Origin of the sequence: Pseudomonas fluorescens (genome assembly GCF_900636825.1) — a bacterium.
Taxonomy (GTDB): Bacteria; Pseudomonadota; Gammaproteobacteria; order Pseudomonadales; family Pseudomonadaceae; genus Aquipseudomonas; species Aquipseudomonas fluorescens_BG.
In genome coordinates, this window is record NZ_LR134318.1 from 1,535,425 (window position 1) to 1,553,429 (window position 18,005).

Here is an 18,005-nt window from a genome sequence, read left to right on the forward strand (position 1 = left end):
GGAGTGTTCACCGTGAGCCGCCTGCTATTGAATTGCGACATCGGCGAAAGCTTCGGCAGCTGGACCATGGGTCTGGACGCCGAGGTCATGCCATTCATCGATTGCGCCAACATCGCCTGCGGCTTCCACGCTGGCGACCCGAGCATCATGCGCAAAACCGTGGCGTTGGCCCTCAAGCATGGCGTGCAGATCGGCGCGCATCCGGCCTATCAGGATCTGGTCGGATTCGGTCGACGTTCCATGGCTTATTCGGCGCAGGAGCTGCAAGACATCCTGCATTACCAGATCGGCGCGCTCGACGGCATCTGCAAGGCGCAGGGCGGCCGGGTCGGTTACGTCAAACCTCACGGTGCGATGTACAACGACATGATGGCCAATCCCGCGCAATTGCGCGCGGTGATCCAGGCCGTGGCCGCTTATGATCGTGACCTGCCGCTGATGTTGATGGCGACCCGTGACAACGCTGCCGCGCAGCAGATCGGCGATGAGTACGGTGTGACGCTGTGGTTCGAAGCGTTTGCCGACCGCGCCTACGACAGCACCGGTCGCCTGGTTGCACGGCAGTTAGCGGGCGCGGTGCATCACGAGGCGGAAAAAATCATCGAGCAAGCGCTGACCATCGCCCGTGGCGGCGAACTCACCGCCAGCGACGGCAGTGCTTTGCAGCTGCAGGCCAACACCTTGTGCGTACACGGTGACAACGCCAGTTCGGTGGCCGCTGTGCAGCGCATTCGCCAGGCGCTGCAGCAGTCGAGTGCGTCATGAATCCACGAATTGAAGTGGTGGCGGTGGATTGTCTGATGGTGCGGCTGTTTGACGAAATTGCCGAAGCCCACATGCCGTGGATGCTTGCCGCCAGCGAGCGCTTGCGCGCGGTGTTCGGTGCGCAACTGATCGATCTGGTGCCGTCGTACACGACGTTGATGGTGCATTACGACCTGACGGTTTTGAGCCCGACCCAGGCGCGCGAATTGATTGCCGAAGCGCTGCGCGATCTCTCGCCGAATGCGCGGGCCAGTGGGCGCTGTCACGTCTTGCCGGTCTGGTACGACCTGAGTGTCGGGCCGGAACTGCGCCTGCTGGCGGGACGCAGCGGCCTGCCGGTGGCCGAGGTTATCCGTCGGCACAGTGCGCGCGAGTATCAGGTGTTCGCCCTCGGCTTCGCCCCGGGTTTTGCCTTCATGGGTTTAGTCGAAGAAATCCTCGCGGCGCCGCGCCTGGACACGCCGCGCAAGAAAGTCGCTGCGGGCAGCGTTGGCATCGCTGAGCGGCAAACGGCGGCCTATCCCGTGGTATCGCCCGGTGGCTGGAACCTGATCGGCCGCACTCCTGCGAAGCTTTTCGATCGCCACCGCGACGGCTACAGCCTGATGCAGCCCGGCGACACGGTGCGCTTCGAAGCGGTCGACCGCGCCGAATTCATTCGTCTGGACGGCGATGACACACCACTGGAGGCGCTGGCATGACGCGACTGACCATTGAAGCGAGCACGCCGCTGTGCCTGTTGCAGGATGCCGGGCGATTCGGCGTGCGGCATCTGGGCGTAACCCAGGGCGGCGCGGCGGATTGGTGTTCGATGCGTTGGGCGAATTGGCTGCTGGGCAATGCGCTGGATGCGGTGGTGGTTGAAATCACCCTCGGTGGGTTCGCCGTGATCGCCGACGCGGATTGCCTGTTGGCACTGGCCGGGGCGGATCTTGGAGCGCAAATTGATGGCCGGCCGCTAGCTCCGTGGCGCAGCTTCAAATTGGCCAAAGGGCAGACCTTGCGCTTCACCCAGCCTGTGCTCGGCGCGCGTGCTTATCTCGCCGCTCCCGCCGGTTTCGCAGCCCCCAAGGTGCTGGGCAGCAGTGCCACGGTGGTGCGCGAAGAACTCGGTGGGCTGGACGGAATGGGCTTTGCGCTCAGTAAAGGCGCGACGCTCGGTTACAGCGGTAACGGGCTCGCCTTGCGCGAAGTGCCATTGGCGCTGCGTCCGGATTTTGCAACGGACACACCGCTGGATCTGGTACTCGGCGCGCAGATCGGCCAGTTCAGCGGGCAAAGCCTGTTCAATGTGTTCAACAGCCCCTGGACGCTCGACAGTCGGGCCGATCGCATGGGCATTCGCCTGCTCGGCAAGGCCTTGCACTATCAAGGGTTGCCGATGATTTCCGAGGGGATTCCATTGGGCGCAGTGCAAGTGCCGCCGGATGGCCAGCCGATCGTGTTGCTCAATGATCGGCAGACCATCGGTGGATATCCGCGCTTGGGCGCCTTGACCCCACTGGCGCTGGCGCGGCTGGCGCAGTGTCTGCCGGGGGCGAAGGTGATGTTGAGACCGGTGATGCAGGACGTCGCGCATCGCGAGCATGTCGACCATCTGCAGCGTTTTGTTTGAGGATCAAAAGATCGCAGCCTTCGGCAGCTCCTACAGAGGTATTCGCGTTTCCCTGTAGGAGCTGCCGAAGGCTGCGATCTTTCAGATCGTCATTTGGAAAGAAACCGCATCCCCTCCTCAAGCCCGCGCAACGTCAGCGGATACATCTGATCCTCGATCAGATCCCGCACGATGTTGGTTGATGAGGTATAGCCCCACGTGTCTTTCGGATACGGATTGATCCAGATGAGCTTCTTGTATTTCTCCATGAAGCGCTGCATCCACACGTAACCCGGTTCTTCGTTCCAATGCTCGACGCTGCCGCCGGCCTGGGTGATTTCATAAGGCGCCATCGCTGCGTCGCCGATGAAAATCACCTTATAGTCGGCGCCGTACTTGTGCAGCAGATCCTGGGTCGAGGTGCGCTCGGAGGTGCGCCGCATGTTGTTCTTCCACACCGATTCATAAATGAAGTTGTGGAAATAGAAATATTCCAGATGCTTGAACTCGGTCTTGCACGCCGAAAACAACTCTTCGCAAATCTTCACGTGCGCATCCATCGAGCCGCCGATGTCGAACAGCAACAACAGCTTTACCGTGTTGCGGCGTTCCGGGCGCATCTGAATGTTCAGCAGCCCGGCGTCCTTGGCGGTGTGGTCAATGGTGCCGTCAATGTCGAGTTCTTCGGCGGCACCCTGGCGGGCGAACTTGCGCAAGCGACGCAGTGCTACTTTGATGTTGCGTGTACCCAGTTCCACCGAGTCATCGAGATTCTTGTACTCGCGCTGGTCCCAGACTTTCACCGCTTTGCCCTGGCGCTTGCCGGCATCGCCAACGCGAATGCCTTCCGGGTTGAAACCGCCGGAGCCGAACGGGCTGGTGCCGCCAGTGCCGATCCATTTGTTGCCGCCGGCGTGACGTTCTTTCTGTTCTTCCAGACGTTTCTTGAATTCTTCGATCAGCTTGTCCAGACCGCCGAGGGACTGAATCTGCGCGCGCTCTTCATCGGTCAGCGAGCGCTCGAATTCCTTGCGCAACCAGTCTTCTGGAATCAGCGCCTGCAAGTGATCGTCGAGCTTTTCCAGACCATTGAAGTAGGCGCCGAATGCGCGGTCGAACTTGTCGAAATGGCGTTCGTCCTTCACCAGAATCGCCCGCGACAAATAGTAGAACTCGTCCATGTCGGCGAACGTCACGCGCTGTTTCAGCGCGTTGATCAGGTCGAGCAACTCGCGCACCGACACCGGCACCTTGGCTGCACGCATTTCATTGAACAGGTTGAGCAACATGGCAGCAGCCTCTTAGCGGGTGCCGCGACGGCTCATGAACGCCAGACGTTCAAGCAACTGCACGTCCTGCTCGTTTTTCACCAAAGCACCAGCCAGTGGCGGAATGGCTTTGGTCGGATCGCGCTCGCGCAGCACTGCTTCGCCGATGTTGTCGGCCATCAACAGCTTCAGCCAGTCGACCAGTTCGGAGGTCGACGGCTTCTTCTTTAACCCCGGCACTTTGCGCACATCGAAGAACACATCGAGCGCTTCGCTGACCAGATCTTTCTTGATGTCCGGGTAATGCACATCGACGATTTTCTGCAGGGTCGTGCGGTCCGGGAAGGCGATGTAGTGGAAGAAGCAGCGACGCAGGAACGCGTCCGGCAGCTCTTTCTCGTTGTTGGAGGTAATGATGATGATCGGGCGCTTCTTGGCCTTGATGGTCTCGTCGATCTCGTAAACGTAGAACTCCATCTTGTCGAGTTCTTGCAGCAAGTCGTTAGGGAACTCGATGTCGGCCTTGTCGATTTCGTCGATCAGCAGAATGACCCGCTCCTCGGACTCGAAGGCTTCCCAGAGCTTGCCCTTCTTCAGATAGTTGCGCACGTCGTGGACTTTTTCGGTGCCCAGTTGCGAATCGCGCAGACGGCTCACCGCATCGTATTCGTACAGGCCCTGATGCGCTTTGGTGGTGGACTTGATGTGCCAGGTGATCAACTTGGCGCCAAACGACTCGGCGAGTTGCTCGGCAAGCATGGTCTTGCCAGTGCCCGGCTCGCCCTTGACCAGCAGTGGCCGCTCCAGGGTGATGGCGGCGTTGACCGCCAGCTTCAGGTCATCGGTGGCGACGTAGGCCTGGGTGCCTTCGAACTTCATCTGCTAATCCTCGAACGGTAGCGCCGACCTGACGGGCAGGGCGGAGGCGAAATAAACGGATGCCCGACTATAACGCGCAGGCCGGTCGACTGTGAACGCAGACGGCTCATTCAGTCTCTGAATGGAGCGTCACATGTTGACTCAGTCTCGGCTCATTGCCAGTATTCAGGTATCGCCGATTTGGCGATACCTTGCGGGCTTGGCAAGGAAGCGCTGGCATGGATAGCGGCCCATCAGGCGCAACTGCTGGAGGACTGGAAACGATGTTACCCATGAAAAGGCCACGCCTGTCGGCCGTGCAGGCACTGTCGGATTTTCGGTTGGCGCTGACCTTTATTGATGGTCAGAAACTTATCCTTGATCTTGATCGTGATATTCACACTTATCCAGGGCTACATCCTTTACTCGACCCGCAAGTGTTTGCGACGGTGACGCTGGACGATTACGGCTGGACCGTCGAATGGCTTGAGCCAGATATTCAGATTGGCGCGGACACGCTTTATATGGATGCGCTGGTTCAGAATGCCGCTGATGAAAACACGCGAATCTTCATTGCCTGGCGAGCTCGGACGGGGCTGTCACTCAACCAGGCTGCCGAGGCGCTTGGGGTGAGTACTCGAAGCATCAGCCGCTATAGCAATGGTCGAGAGCCAGTACCACGCTCGTTGGCGCTGGCGTGCCTGGGCTGGGATTCGCTTCAGCAAAACTCGACATTGGCTGCCGAGGAATCTGGCCGCTATGACATTAAGCGCAAAACCTAACCCTCATCCGGCTTCGGCCGTTCATAACGCGCACTGAACGCCTGAACGAAGCCATTGCGCAAAATTTGCAGGAAGGCTTCGAAGCCGTTGATGTTTTGTTGATGGACGTTGCCGCTGAGTTCGACGCGGGTGGCGAACTGGTTTTTGCCCTGATTCTTCAGCACGGTTTCGGTACCGCCGACCAGCGCTTCCCAGACTGAGCGAAAGAGCCCCTTGTTTTTGTTCTCCACGTCTTGCTGCCAGTTGAAAACATCGACGTCGCGCAGCAGAGGCTTGATGTAGCCGGTCAGCCGGGCTTTTTGCGCTTTCGCTTCGATCACCACGTCGCCGTGGCCGGCATTGAAATCGAACTTGCCGTAGGCCGACGCGAAGTCGTTCATGCGTTTGAGTTCGATGTCTCGGGCGCGCAGGCGGAATTCGAAATCTTCGAAGTTGCTCAAGGGATCGAACGTGGCCGTCGTTTCCATCGGGGCGTGCCCCAGGAGCAGGGCTTTGCCTTCGAAGCGGGCGTCGCGTTTGCCTTCTTTATCGACAACGTTGGTGAGGTTGTAAATGCTCGCGTCGACATTGGTCGCGTTCATGTTCACGGGCGGTTTTGAGTTGAAGTTGCGGAACGTGATTTTGCCGTCGTTGATCTGCACTTCGTCGAGGGTGATTGGCAGGAGCTTGCCCAGTTGCGCGCGCCAGTCCGTGCCTTGACCGGTCTGGGAATTCTGTTTGTTGGCGCCGCCATCGACGAAGTTGATCTCGGGTTTGAGGAATTGCACCTGCGCGACCACCGCATGGTCGTACCACAGTGAATGCCAACTGACCGATAAGTCGATCAACGGTGCATTGACGAAGGGCACCGGGACCTTGCCATCGACCTTGACGATTTTCAGCCCGTTGATCTTGTAGGCGCCGCGCCACCACGCGAGATCGACGTCGGTGATTTGTCCACGGTAATCACCCATGTCGGCCAGTTTTTCGTTGAGGTAGTCGCGCACCACATAGGGCAAGGCGATGTGCAGTGCGATCAACAGCACAACGATCCCCGCGAAAGTCCACAACGGCCAACTGTAGCGACGCTTCATGACTGCAATTCCCTGACGATGTAAAGCGATTGACTATCACGCGTTGCAGACGTTCGACCCGACTGGACGGGATTGGGCAACAGGCTTACCTTGGAAGGCTGAATTCAATGCTGCATAAGGACCCAGCCATGAGCCGTATTTTTGCTGACAATGCCCATTCCATCGGCAACACGCCGCTGGTGCAGATCAACCGCATCGCGCCTCGTGGCGTGACCATTCTGGCCAAGATCGAGGGGCGCAACCCCGGTTATTCGGTCAAATGCCGGATCGGCGCGAACATGATCTGGGATGCCGAAAGCAGCGGCAAACTCAAGCCCGGCATGACCATCGTCGAACCGACATCGGGCAATACCGGCATCGGTCTGGCGTTCGTCGCCGCCGCTCGTGGTTACAAATTGATGCTGACCATGCCAGCGTCGATGAGCATCGAGCGCCGCAAAGTGCTCAAGGCCCTGGGCGCCGAACTGGTGCTGACCGAACCGGCCAAAGGCATGAAGGGTGCCATCGAAAAGGCTGGCGAAATTGTTGCCAGCGATGCCGATAAATATTTCATGCCGGCGCAGTTCGATAACCCGGCCAACCCGGCCATTCATGAAAAGACCACCGGCCCGGAAATCTGGAACGATACCGACGGCGCAGTGGATGTGCTGGTGGCGGGTGTTGGAACCGGCGGAACCATCACTGGCGTTTCGCGGTATATCAAGAATACCCAGGGCAAACCGATTCTTTCGGTGGCCGTAGAACCGGTGTCCTCGCCGGTGATCACCCAGGCGCTGGCCGGCGAAGAAATCAAGCCGAGCCCGCACAAGATTCAGGGTATCGGCGCCGGTTTTGTTCCGAAGAACCTCGATTTGAGCATGGTTGACCGGGTCGAGCAGGTCACCGATGAAGAATCCAAGGCGATGGCGCTGCGGCTGATGCAGGAAGAGGGAATTCTGTGCGGGATTTCCTGCGGTGCGGCCATGGCCGTCGCGGTGCGTCTGGCCGAAACTCCGGAAATGCAGGGCAAGACCATAGTGGTGATCCTGCCCGACTCCGGTGAGCGTTATCTCTCGAGCATGTTGTTCAGTGACCTGTTCACCGAGCAGGAGAATCAGCAGTAACCCCGTTGATTCACGTCAGCCCAGGTTCAGGAGCGATAGGGTAATAATTGCTTTGTTGCGCAATCGTTAACAGTGAATCCTGACGCTTCCGGGTTTTTCCCGAGGCCGGTAATGTTTATCATGGCCGGCTGCCATGTCGGGTAAAGGGCATTGCGCAGCGTTGTTTTTATTCAAGGAGTTGTTGATGACCGTTTCGTTTGCCGCCAAGGCGTTTGTGCTGTTGCTGTTTCTGGGCAGCACGCTTTATGTGCATTTGCGCGGCAAGGCGCGTTTGCCGGTACTGCGTCAGTTCGTCAACCACTCGGCCCTGTTCGCGCCCTATAACGCACTGATGTACCTGTTCTCCGGCGTACCGTCCAAGCCCTATCTGGATCGCAGCAAGTTTCCGGAGCTCGATGTACTGCGCGACAATTGGGAGATTATTCGCGACGAGGCCATGCATCTCTTCGATGAGGGCTACATTCGTGCTGCCGAGAAGAACAACGACGCCGGTTTCGGCTCGTTCTTCAAAAAAGGCTGGAAGCGTTTTTATCTCAAGTGGTACGACAAACCGCTGCCGTCGGCGCAAACCCTGTGCCCGAAAACGGTTGCGCTGCTCAGTGCAATTCCCAACGTCAAAGGTGCGATGTTTGCGCTGTTGCCAGGCGGCAGTCATCTCAATCCGCACCGCGATCCGTTTGCTGGCTCCCTGCGTTATCACCTGGGCCTGTCGACGCCGAACTCCGATGATTGCCGGATTTTCGTCGACGGTCAGGTTTACGCCTGGCGTGACGGCGAAGACGTCATGTTCGACGAGACCTATGTGCACTGGGTCAAGAACGAAACCGATCAGACACGCGTGATTCTGTTCTGCGACGTCGAGCGCCCATTGCGCAATCGTCTGATGACCCGCATCAACCGCTCTATCAGCGCTTTCCTCGGTCGCGCTACCGCACCGCAGAACCTCGACGACGAACGCGTCGGCGGCATCAATCAGGCGTATGCCTGGAGCAAGCGCTTCAGCGACACATTCAGCGGCGGGGTCAAACAGTGGAAGCGCAGCAATCCCAAAGCCTATCGCGTGATGCGACCGGTGCTGGCGGTGCTGGTGCTGACGGTGTTGGGCTATTGGTTGTTTGGTTGAGCCGGGATCAGGCAATAAAAAACCGCTCCTTGTGAGCGGTTTTTTTATGAGCGCAAGGAGAAGGACAACCCGGCCAGTACGCCGTTTGGCTCCTCAACGGCTGGGTTAGCCAGTGCCTTCCTGATGCGATTCATCTCAGTGTCAGATAACTCACTGGAAGACTGCTTTCTTCCTGGCTTTCTGGACTTGGGTGATGCTTTCTTTTCAACGGCAGCTTTCATGGCATCTCCAACACTGATTAGGAATGAACAGATGATCCGATACTAGACGTAGTCAATTCGCTTCACAAGACGACCCTCGGGGTCGAACTCGAAACCCAATTGGCGATACAACGGTATGGCTCCCGATAAAGGCTCCTGAATTTCTATTTGCTGGCTGCCGATGATCCGTGCGAAGTGAGTAACCGCTGTTAGTGCAAACGTCGCTATGCGGTTCTTAAGGGGATGATCGGTTGATGGTTGACCCTCAAGACGCACAATCTTGACTCTCAAGCGGCTTCTGTTCGGATTGGCAAAGCATAATCCGCAAAGCTCATGGTCGAACCAGATTGCCAAATCAAAGCTCATTGGCTCTCTGGCCTTCCACCGGACAACATCCTCCCAGCAGAAATGAGGATTGATCCACTCCTCGTAAAATTTCATGGCAGATGCATCGATCGCTTCGAAGCGAACCCTGGAGTGATCAATATCTACAACCCCGCGCTCCTCCAGTTCGCTCTGTAGCTTCGAAAATGTAACAGCGGTCCGTTTTCTCGCGTCCGACCGATACAACTGATACCGCAAATATGTCCTTTCCCTTGGCATGTGATTTCGTGCATTCCATGTCTCCTGGCAAATCCGTTGCCACCGACAATTACCCTAATCTTCCAGCATTGGGTTGTCGCTACCGGCCCTTTGCCCAAGTCATTGCGGACTGTTTCCGTCCGGCCGTATCAGCTAGCGATCAAGATTTCAGCAACCCTGCAGATCAACGAGTAATCACCCGTGCAGGGGCCTCACCACCGCCGGTTTCAACACCAGCCACAACGCCAGCGCAATCAAAACCCCGCCATACACATGCGCCATCGACAGCGGTTCATCCAGCAGCAACGCTCCCCACAACACGCCGAATGGCGGGATCAGGAAGGTCACGGTCATTGATTTCACCGGCCCGATCGAGGTGAGCAGGCGGAAGTAGATGATGTAGGCGAAGGCCGTGCAACCGAGGCCCAGCCCCAGCAGCGACAGCCACACGCTCCAACCGCCCCAACTCACCGGTGGCGCGGTGACTATGCTGTAGCCGAACACCGGCAGCAGGAACAGTGTGGCGCCGAGCATGCTGCCCAGCGCTGACAAACGACTGTCCACTCCGCCGGCCTGATCCAGCCAGCGCCGGGCCAGAAACCCGGCAAAACCGTAGCAGGTGGTCGCTAGCAGGCAGGCAAGGGCGCCCATCAGCAATTGCATATCGAAAGCCACGGGCCCGGCACGGGTCAGCACGCCGACGCCGAGCAGACCGAGAAAGACCCCGCTGAACTTGGCCGCGGTGAGCTTTTCGCTGAAGAACAACGCGCCAATCAGCACGCCCATCAGAGGCGTGGTGGCGTTGAAGATGGCCGAATAACCGGCGGGCAGGACCAGCGCGGCGATTGAATAGAGCGTCGCCGGCAGCCCGGAATTGATCACGCCCAGCACCATCAAGGGTTTCAGTTTGCCTGTGAAATCCCAGCTGATACGCATCAGCCCGAGGATCACCAGCAGCCCGACAGCGGCAATCGATACGCGAAAAAACGCCGTCGGAACCGAGCCGATTACCGGCGCGATCACGCGCATGAACAGAAAACTCGCGCCCCAAATGGCCGCCAGCGACAACATCCGGACAATATCGACAGGGCTCACGGCGGGTCTCCTTCCTTGATCGGGACGAGAGTGTTACCGAGGCCCCGAATGATGGCAACCGCTAATCGGGCATTTAATTGTGCGTAACCGCCGCGGGCATGGAAGTGCGGTTTGCTACAACCGGCATTACATTTGGCAGAAATTGCACTTCACCTGCACACGCTTACGTGACTAAGCTCAGGCACAGATGCTCACATGCACGCAGAGGTTTCATCTATGCCGCAGCAATGGCCAGCCACCGACATCGCCCGCATGATCCTCGATGGCTTTGACGATTACCGCGAGCACTTTCGCCGGATCACCGATGGCGCCCGCGAGCGCTTCGAGCAGGCGCGTTGGCAAGAGGCGCAGGCAGCATCCGCGGCGCGGATCAACCTCTACGAAGAAAAAGTCGGCGAGACCATCGCCCGCTTGCGGGAATATTTCGATGAACCGACGCTGATGAACGTCAGTTGTTGGCCGCTGGTAAAAAGCGCTTACATCAGCGTCATCGATCTGCGCTTCGACGATGAGCTGTCCGAGACCTGGTACAACTCGATTTTCTGCGGTTTGTTCAGCCACGATCTGATCAGTGACGGCTGCATGTTCATCCACACCACACGCCCAAGCCTGCGCCGTGCCCGCGCCGCGCAAACCCGTACCTACAAGCCGCAAGGCCAGTTGTCGGGCATTCTGGCGAGCATCTTTGCCGATTACCGTTTCAGCGAGGATTACGCCGATCTGCCCGGCGATCTGCTGCGGCTCGAAGCGCAGTTGCGCGAGAACTTGCCGGATTGGGTGTGCAAAGACCCGGAACTCAGCGTCGAGCTGTTTTCCTCCGTGCTCTACCGCAACAAAGGCGCATATCTGGTCGGGCGCATTTACACTCGCGACGAACAGTGGCCACTGGTGATCCCGCTGCTGCACCGCGAGGGCAGAGGCATTCAGATCGATGCGTTGATCACCGACGAAGCCGATGTGTCGATCATCTTTTCCTTTACCCGCTCCTATTTCATGGTCGATGTGCCGGTTCCGGCAGAGTTCATCGGTTTCCTGCGGCGTATCCTGCCGGGCAAGCACATTGCCGAGCTGTACACGTCGATTGGCTTCTACAAACACGGCAAATCCGAGTTTTATCGTGCGCTGATCAATCATCTGGCCAACACTGACGATCAGTTCATCATGGCCCCCGGCGTGCGCGGAATGGTCATGAGCGTGTTCACGTTGCCGGGCTTCAACACCGTGTTCAAGATCATCAAGGACCGCTTTTCGCCGTCGAAAAACGTCGATCGCGCCACCGTCATCGAAAAGTATCGACTGGTGAAAAGTGTCGACCGTGTCGGGCGCATGGCCGATACCCAGGAGTTCGCCGACTTCCGTTTTCCGCTGAGCAAATTCGATCCGGCATGCCTGGAGGAATTACTTGAAGTCGCGCCGTCGACGGTGTCGGTCGAGGGCGAAACCGTGTTGATCCGTCACTGCTGGACCGAGCGCCGGATGACGCCGCTCAACCTCTATCTGGAAAATGCCAACGACGCGCAAGTGCGCGAGGCGCTGGAGGATTACGGTCTGGCGATCAAGCAGTTGGCCGCGGCAAACATTTTTCCCGGCGACATGCTTCTGAAGAACTTCGGCGTCACCCGCCACGGCCGTGTGGTGTTTTACGACTACGACGAGATCTGCTTTCTGACCGAGGCCAACTTCCGCCACATTCCCAAACCGCGCACGCCTGAGGATGAAATGGCCTCCGAGCCGTGGTATTCGATCGGGCCGCTGGATGTGTTTCCCGAAGAGTTTCCGCCGTTTCTGTTTGCCGATTCAGGGCAACGCAAACTGTTCGATCAGTTGCATGGCGAGTTATATAACGCCGATTACTGGAAGAGCCTGCAGGAAGCGATTCGGGCCGGGAAGGTCATTGATGTTTTCCCGTATCGGCGCAAGGGCCTCGACAACGAATAACAGCAGCTGCAAGCGGCAAGCTACAAGCTGCAAGTCACAACGGCTTTTTCTTGCGGCTTGTAGCTTGGCGCTTGCAGCTGCTTTTCTGCGACAATCGCCCCCCTGCATTAACAGACGACCGAATTGCGTACCCGATGACCGACGAATCGCCCTCCATCGACAAACTGCTGAAAAATCTCGATCACGCCATGCTCGCCGACCGTCACCGGCTGCGGCGGCAGTTGCTTGAGCTGCGCAAGAAACCCGACGAGGCCAAACTGGCCCAGTGGGTGGCGCGGATGCAGGCGTCCTGTGATCAGGTGCTGGCGCGGCGTGCCAGCCTGCCGGTGATTCGTTACGACGACAGTTTGCCGATCGCGGCCAAACGCGACGAGATCAAAAAAGCCCTGGAACAACATCAGGTGCTGATCATCGCTGGTGAAACCGGTTCGGGTAAAACCACCCAATTGCCGAAAATCTGTCTGGAAATCGGCCGCGGCCAGCATGGCTTGATCGGCCACACCCAGCCGCGCCGCATCGCCGCACGCAGCGTCGCCAGTCGGGTTGCCGAAGAACTCGGCACGCCGCTCGGATCGCTGGTCGGCTATCAGGTGCGCTTTGAAGATCAGAGCGATGCCAACACTTTGATCAAACTGATGACCGACGGCATTCTGCTGGCGGAAACCCAGAACGATCGCTACCTCGAGCGCTATGACACGATCATTGTCGACGAAGCCCACGAGCGCAGCCTTAACATCGACTTCCTGCTCGGTTATCTGAAAACGCTGTTGCCACGGCGTCCGGATCTGAAGGTCATCATCACCTCGGCAACCATCGATCTGCAGCGCTTCTCCAGGCATTTCGACGATGCGCCGATTGTCGAGGTGTCGGGCCGCACCTTCCCGGTGGAGACTTGGTATCGCCCGCTGACGCTGGAACAGGACGAAGAGGGCAACCGCGTCGAGGATGACCTGACCGTGGATCAGGCCATTCTCGCCGCGCTTGATGAAGTTGCCGCGTATGAGCGTAGCGAGCGGCGCAGTCCCGGCGATGTATTGGTGTTCCTGCCGGGCGAGCGCGAGATTCGTGACGCCGCCGACATGCTGCGCAAGGCTCAGCTCAAACACACCGAAATCCTGCCGCTGTATGCACGCCTGTCGCCGGCCGAGCAACAACGGATTTTCCAGTCGCACCCTGGTCGCCGCGTGGTGTTGGCGACCAACGTTGCCGAAACCTCGCTGACCGTGCCGGGCATCCGCTACGTGATCGACAGCGGCACCGCGCGCATCAGCCGTTACAGCTATCGCGCCAAGGTGCAACGCTTGCCGATCGAGGCGATTTCCCAAGCCAGCGCCAATCAGCGTAAAGGTCGCTGTGGCCGCGTCGAGCCGGGGATCTGCATTCGGTTGTACAGCGAGGAGGATTTTCTCGGTCGTCCGGAATTCACCGATCCGGAGATTCTGCGCACTAACCTGGCGGCGGTCATTCTGCAGATGCTGCATTTGCGCCTGGGTGAAATCACCGCGTTCCCGTTCATCGAGCCGCCGGACGGCAAGGCGATCAGCGACGGTTTCAATCTGCTGCAAGAGCTCTCGGCGGTCGATCGCAACAGTCAGCTGACCCCGCTGGGCCGCCAGTTGGCGCGCTTGCCGGTGGATCCGCGCATGGGCCGCATGCTGCTCGAAGCGGCGAAACTTGGCAGCCTGCAAGAAGTGCTGATTGTCGCCAGTGCGATGTCGATTCAAGACCCGCGCGAACGTCCGCCGGAGCGTCAGCAAGCAGCCGATCAGGCGCACGCACAATGGAAGGACGTCGATTCCGACTTCGCCGGGCTGGTGAATCTGTGGCGCGGTTTTGAAGAGCAGCGTCAAGCGCTGACCGCCAGCCCATTGCGCAACTGGTGCCGGAAGAATTTTCTCAACTACCTGCGGCTGCGCGAATGGCGCGATTCTCACCGGCAGTTGAGCCTGATCTGCCGCGACATGCAGCTGAGCCTGAATAAAGAACCGGCGGATTACCCCAAGCTGCACAAAGCGGTATTGGTTGGCCTGCTCAGTCAGATCGGTCAGAAAACCGAGGATGGCGATTACGTCGGCGCCCGTCAGCGACGCTTCTGGATTCACCCGTCGTCGGGCATCGGCAAGAAACGCCCGCAATGGCTGATGACCGCCGAACTGGTGGAAACCACCAAGCTCTACGCGCGCATGGTCGCCAAGATTGATGCCGACTGGATCGAACCGCTGGCCGGGCATCTGATCAAGAAAAATCACTTCGAACCGCATTGGGAGAAGAAGCGCGGTCAGGTCGTCGCGTTCGAACAGATCACCCTGTTCGGGTTGATCGTGGTCGGCCGTCGCCCGGTGCATTACGGCCCGATCGATCCGGTGGTTTCGCGTGAGCTGTTCATCCGCGAAGGCCTGGTGCGCGGCGAGATTCAGTCGCGCGCCAAATGCCTGAGCGCGAACAAGCAACTGCTGGAACAACTCGACGAGCTCGAAGCCAAGGCCCGTCGCCGCGACATTCTCGCCGACGAAGAAACCTTGTACGCGTTTTACGACGCGCGCTTGCCGGCGGAGATTCACCAGACCGCGACCTTCGACAGTTGGTACAAGGTCAACAGTCAGAAAGACCCGCAGCTGTTGATCATGCGCGAGGAAGACGTGCTGGCCCGCGAGGCCAGCGAAGTCACCGCGCTGCATTATCCGGACACGCTGCACATCGGCGATCTGGAGCTGGCGCTGACTTATCACTTCGAACCCAATCACCCGCGCGATGGCGTGACCCTGCGCGTGCCGGCGCCGCTGCTGCCGATGTTGCCGCCAGAACGCCTGGAATGGTTGGTGCCGGGGCTGATCGAGGCCAAGTGCATTGCGCTCGTGCGTAATCTGCCGAAAGCGCTGCGGAAGAACTTCGTGCCGGTGCCGGACTTCATCAAAGCCGCCTTGCAGCGCATGACCTTTGCCGAAGGCTCTTTACCGCAGGCGCTGGGCCGCGAGCTGTTGCGCATGACCGGCGCGCGTGTCAGCGACGAGGCGTGGGCGGAAGCCGCGCAACAGGTCGAAAGTCATCTGCGCATGAACCTGGAAATCGTCGATGGCCAAGGCAAGTTTCTCGGCGAAGGCCGCGATCTTGCTGAGCTGACCGCACGCTTTGCCGAAGCCAGCCAAGCCGCTTTGGCAGTGCCGCAAAGTGCGAAAAGTCAGCAGCCGGTGGAGGCCAAGGTTTTCGCCCCAGTGGCAGAAAAAACTCAGCAAAAGATCGCCGGACTGTCGATGACGGTCTATCCGGCGCTGGTTGAGGAGGGCGGTACGGTCAAGGAAGGGCGCTTCTCGACGCCCGCCGAGGCCGAGTTCCAGCATCGCCGTGCCTTGCAACGCTTGCTGATGCAGCAACTGGCCGAACCGGCGAAATTCCTTCGTGGCAAGTTGCCGGGACAGACCGAGTTGGGCCTGCTCTATCGCGAGCTGGGCCGCGTCGATGCGCTGGTCGAAGATATTCTGCTGGCGAGTCTCGACAGCTGCATCCTTGACGGCGAAGACCCGTTGCCCCGTGATGGCGCCGGGCTGGCGGCATTGGCTGAGCGCAAACGCGGCGGTTGGACCGAACATGCCGAACGTGTCGCGCGGCTGACCCTGGACATCCTCAAGATCTGGCACGGTTTGCAGAAGCGCTTCAAGGGCAAGATCGATCTCGCTCAGGCCGTGGCACTGAATGACATCAAGCAGCAGATCAATAATCTGGTGTATCCGGGCTTCGTTCGTGAAACGCCCATGCAATGGCTCAAGGAACTGCCGCGTTATCTGAAAGCGGTCGAGCAGCGTTTCGAAAAACTTGGCGCGCAGGTGCAGAAGGATCGCGTATGGAGTGGCGAACTCGCTGGCCTCTGGGCGCAATACCAGGCCCGCGCGGCCAAGCACGCGCAGGAAGGCAAGCGCGATCCGCAGCTGGAGTTATATCGCTGGTGGCTGGAGGAATACCGCGTGTCGCTGTTCGCCCAGCAGTTGGGAACGAAAGTGCCGATCTCTGACAAGCGCCTGAGCAAGCAGTGGAGCCAGGTCGAGGCTTGACTTCGCGCCTTGCAACGATCCTGTAGGAGCTGCCGAAGGCTCGGGCCGCGTTCGGACGATCTTTTGATCTTGATCTTTAAAAAAGCAAAATCAAAAGATCGTCCGAACGCGGCCCGAGCCTTCGGCAGCTCCTACAGGGATCGCGTTTAGCAGGAGGAAGGCGCCAAAACGCTGGGTTTATGGCAAACTTCGCCACCATAACGCGCCGTTTCGCGACTCAGAGCCTTCGACCGTGTCGCGATGCGGAATAAAACGATGCCAGGTTTGCGTCCCCCGGATGGGAATAGACCCTTTGCGTGTTGGTACGACGGTTCCAGCACTTTCTGCCTGAACAGATTAGAGAAACGACCATGCATAACGTCGTCATCAGCGGCACCGGCCTGTACACACCGGCCAACAGCATTTCCAACGAAGAGCTGGTGCAGTCTTTCAATACTTACGTCGCCCAGTTCAACGCGGACAACGCCGAAGCCATCGCCAGCGGCGAGGTAGAGGCCCTGACCGAATCCAGCGCTGCGTTCATCGAAAAAGCCTCGGGTATCAAAAGCCGTTTCGTCATGGACAAAGACGGCATCCTTGACCCGCAACGCATGGCTCCGCGCCTGCCGGAGCGTTCCAACGACGAATGGTCTGTGCTTTGCCAGATGGCCATCGGCGCTGCCGAACAAGCCCTGCAACGCGCCGGCAAAACCGCCGCTGACATCGACGGCGTGATCGTGGCCTGCTCCAATCTGCAGCGCGCTTACCCGGCCATCGCCATTGAAGTCCAGGAAGCCCTGGGCATTCAGGGCTTCGGTTTCGATATGAACGTTGCTTGCTCCTCGGCAACTTTCGGTATTCAGGCTGCTGCGAACAGTGTGCAACTGGGCCAGGCCCGCGCGATCCTGATGGTCAACCCGGAAGTCTGCACCGGGCATCTGAACTTCCGCGACCGCGACAGCCACTTCATCTTCGGCGATGCTGCGACTGCGGTGATCATCGAGCGTGCTGATCTCGCGACGTCCCAGTATCAGTTCGACGTGGTCAGCACCAAACTGCTGACCAAGTTTTCCAACAACATCCGCAACAACTTCGGTTTTCTCAACCGTGCAGCAGAAGAGGGCATCGGTGCCCGTGACAAGCTGTTCGTGCAGGAAGGCCGCAAGGTGTTCAAGGATGTCTGCCCGATGGTCGCCGAGCTGATCGGTGAGCATCTGCAGGAAAACCAGCTCAACGTTGGCGATGTGAAACGCTTCTGGCTGCATCAGGCCAACCTCAGCATGAACCACCTGATTGTGCGCAAACTGCTGGGTCGCGAAGCCACCGAAGAAGAAGCCCCGGTGATTCTCGACAGCTACGCCAACACCAGCTCCGCCGGTTCGGTGATCGCCTTTCACAAGTATCAAGACGATCTCGCCGCCGGTTCGCTGGCCGTGCTGAGTTCGTTCGGTGCCGGTTATTCGATCGGCAGCGTGATTCTGCGTAAACGTTGATTGCGCCATAAAAGATCGCAGCCTGCGGCCGCTCCTGCATCGATCTCTGCAGAAGCTGCCGCAGGCTGCGATCTTTTGTTTTTGACCCTGCGAAAAAGAGGCGCCA

General features: G+C 58.8%; 15 protein-coding genes. 9 read left to right on the forward strand and 6 right to left on the reverse strand.

Annotation, left to right across the window (positions count from 1 at the left end):
• Positions 1-12 precede the first annotated feature (12 nt).
• From EL257_RS07050 to EL257_RS07060, 3 genes are read left to right on the forward strand one after another with little or no spacing between them, the layout of a single operon-like run.
• On the forward strand, positions 13-765 hold the full coding sequence (locus tag EL257_RS07050; protein ID WP_126361046.1) for a 5-oxoprolinase subunit PxpA: 753 nt from the start codon (positions 13-15) through the stop codon (positions 763-765).
• Positions 762-1,466 carry a 5-oxoprolinase subunit B family protein gene (locus EL257_RS07055; RefSeq protein WP_126361048.1) on the forward strand — a complete coding sequence of 235 codons (705 nt, stop codon included), beginning with the start codon at positions 762-764 and terminating at the stop codon, positions 1,464-1,466. Before EL257_RS07050 ends, EL257_RS07055 begins: the two co-directional genes overlap by 4 nt.
• Positions 1,463-2,380 (forward strand): biotin-dependent carboxyltransferase family protein, encoded by a 918-nt coding sequence (locus tag EL257_RS07060; RefSeq protein ID WP_126361049.1) that lies wholly within the window; start codon positions 1,463-1,465, stop codon positions 2,378-2,380. Before EL257_RS07055 ends, EL257_RS07060 begins: the two co-directional genes overlap by 4 nt.
• A gap of 89 nt (positions 2,381-2,469) precedes the next feature.
• On the opposite strand, the gene EL257_RS07065 is transcribed toward EL257_RS07060, so the two are convergent.
• Positions 2,470-3,648 carry a vWA domain-containing protein gene (locus tag EL257_RS07065; RefSeq protein ID WP_007956512.1) on the reverse strand — a complete coding sequence of 393 codons (1,179 nt, stop codon included), beginning with the start codon at positions 3,646-3,648 and terminating at the stop codon, positions 2,470-2,472.
• Between the two features lie 12 nt (positions 3,649-3,660).
• Entirely contained in the window at positions 3,661-4,506 is an 846-nt protein-coding gene (locus EL257_RS07070) for an AAA family ATPase (RefSeq protein WP_028620815.1), read from the reverse strand.
• A gap of 263 nt (positions 4,507-4,769) precedes the next feature.
• Here EL257_RS07070 and EL257_RS07080 point away from each other — a divergent pair, with 263 nt between their 5' ends.
• Complete coding sequence (locus tag EL257_RS07080) at positions 4,770-5,267, forward strand: helix-turn-helix domain-containing protein (protein ID WP_126361051.1); 498 nt, start codon at positions 4,770-4,772, stop codon at positions 5,265-5,267.
• Here EL257_RS07080 and EL257_RS07085 read toward each other — a convergent pair.
• Positions 5,264-6,340, reverse strand: coding sequence for a DUF748 domain-containing protein (locus EL257_RS07085; RefSeq protein ID WP_126361053.1), 1,077 nt, complete (start codon positions 6,338-6,340; stop codon positions 5,264-5,266). The genes EL257_RS07080 and EL257_RS07085 overlap by 4 nt on opposite strands.
• A 128-nt stretch (positions 6,341-6,468) precedes the next feature.
• Between EL257_RS07085 and cysK the strand changes: the two genes are divergently transcribed.
• Together cysK and EL257_RS07095 are read left to right on the forward strand one after the other, a co-directional pair.
• Positions 6,469-7,443 (forward strand): cysteine synthase A, encoded by a 975-nt coding sequence (cysK, locus tag EL257_RS07090; protein ID WP_126361055.1) that lies wholly within the window; start codon positions 6,469-6,471, stop codon positions 7,441-7,443.
• 184 nt (positions 7,444-7,627) lie between these two features.
• A complete protein-coding gene (locus EL257_RS07095; RefSeq protein WP_126361057.1) occupies positions 7,628-8,566 on the forward strand; it encodes an aspartyl/asparaginyl beta-hydroxylase domain-containing protein in 939 nt (312 codons plus the stop codon).
• A gap of 44 nt (positions 8,567-8,610) precedes the next feature.
• Here EL257_RS07095 and EL257_RS27695 read toward each other — a convergent pair whose 3' ends face one another.
• From EL257_RS27695 to EL257_RS07105, 3 genes are all read right to left on the reverse strand, one after another.
• Positions 8,611-8,787: a hypothetical protein gene (locus EL257_RS27695; protein ID WP_172604459.1), complete on the reverse strand. Its 177-nt coding sequence runs from the start codon at positions 8,785-8,787 to the stop codon at positions 8,611-8,613.
• Positions 8,788-8,829: 42 nt separating this feature from the next.
• On the reverse strand, positions 8,830-9,369 hold the full coding sequence (locus EL257_RS07100; RefSeq protein WP_126361059.1) for a hypothetical protein: 540 nt from the start codon (positions 9,367-9,369) through the stop codon (positions 8,830-8,832).
• A gap of 174 nt (positions 9,370-9,543) precedes the next feature.
• Positions 9,544-10,443: a DMT family transporter gene (locus EL257_RS07105; RefSeq protein WP_126361061.1), complete on the reverse strand. Its 900-nt coding sequence runs from the start codon at positions 10,441-10,443 to the stop codon at positions 9,544-9,546.
• Between the two features lie 216 nt (positions 10,444-10,659).
• Here EL257_RS07105 and aceK point away from each other — a divergent pair, with 216 nt between their 5' ends.
• From aceK to EL257_RS07120, 3 genes are all read left to right on the forward strand, one after another.
• Positions 10,660-12,381: a bifunctional isocitrate dehydrogenase kinase/phosphatase gene (aceK, locus tag EL257_RS07110; protein ID WP_126361063.1), complete on the forward strand. Its 1,722-nt coding sequence runs from the start codon at positions 10,660-10,662 to the stop codon at positions 12,379-12,381.
• 134 nt (positions 12,382-12,515) lie between these two features.
• Positions 12,516-16,427, forward strand: coding sequence for an ATP-dependent RNA helicase HrpA (hrpA, locus tag EL257_RS07115; RefSeq protein WP_126361065.1), 3,912 nt, complete (start codon positions 12,516-12,518; stop codon positions 16,425-16,427).
• A 350-nt stretch (positions 16,428-16,777) separates the two neighbouring features.
• Entirely contained in the window at positions 16,778-17,899 is a 1,122-nt protein-coding gene (locus EL257_RS07120; RefSeq protein ID WP_126361067.1) for a beta-ketoacyl-ACP synthase III, read from the forward strand.
• Positions 17,900-18,005: the final 106 nt, after the last annotated feature.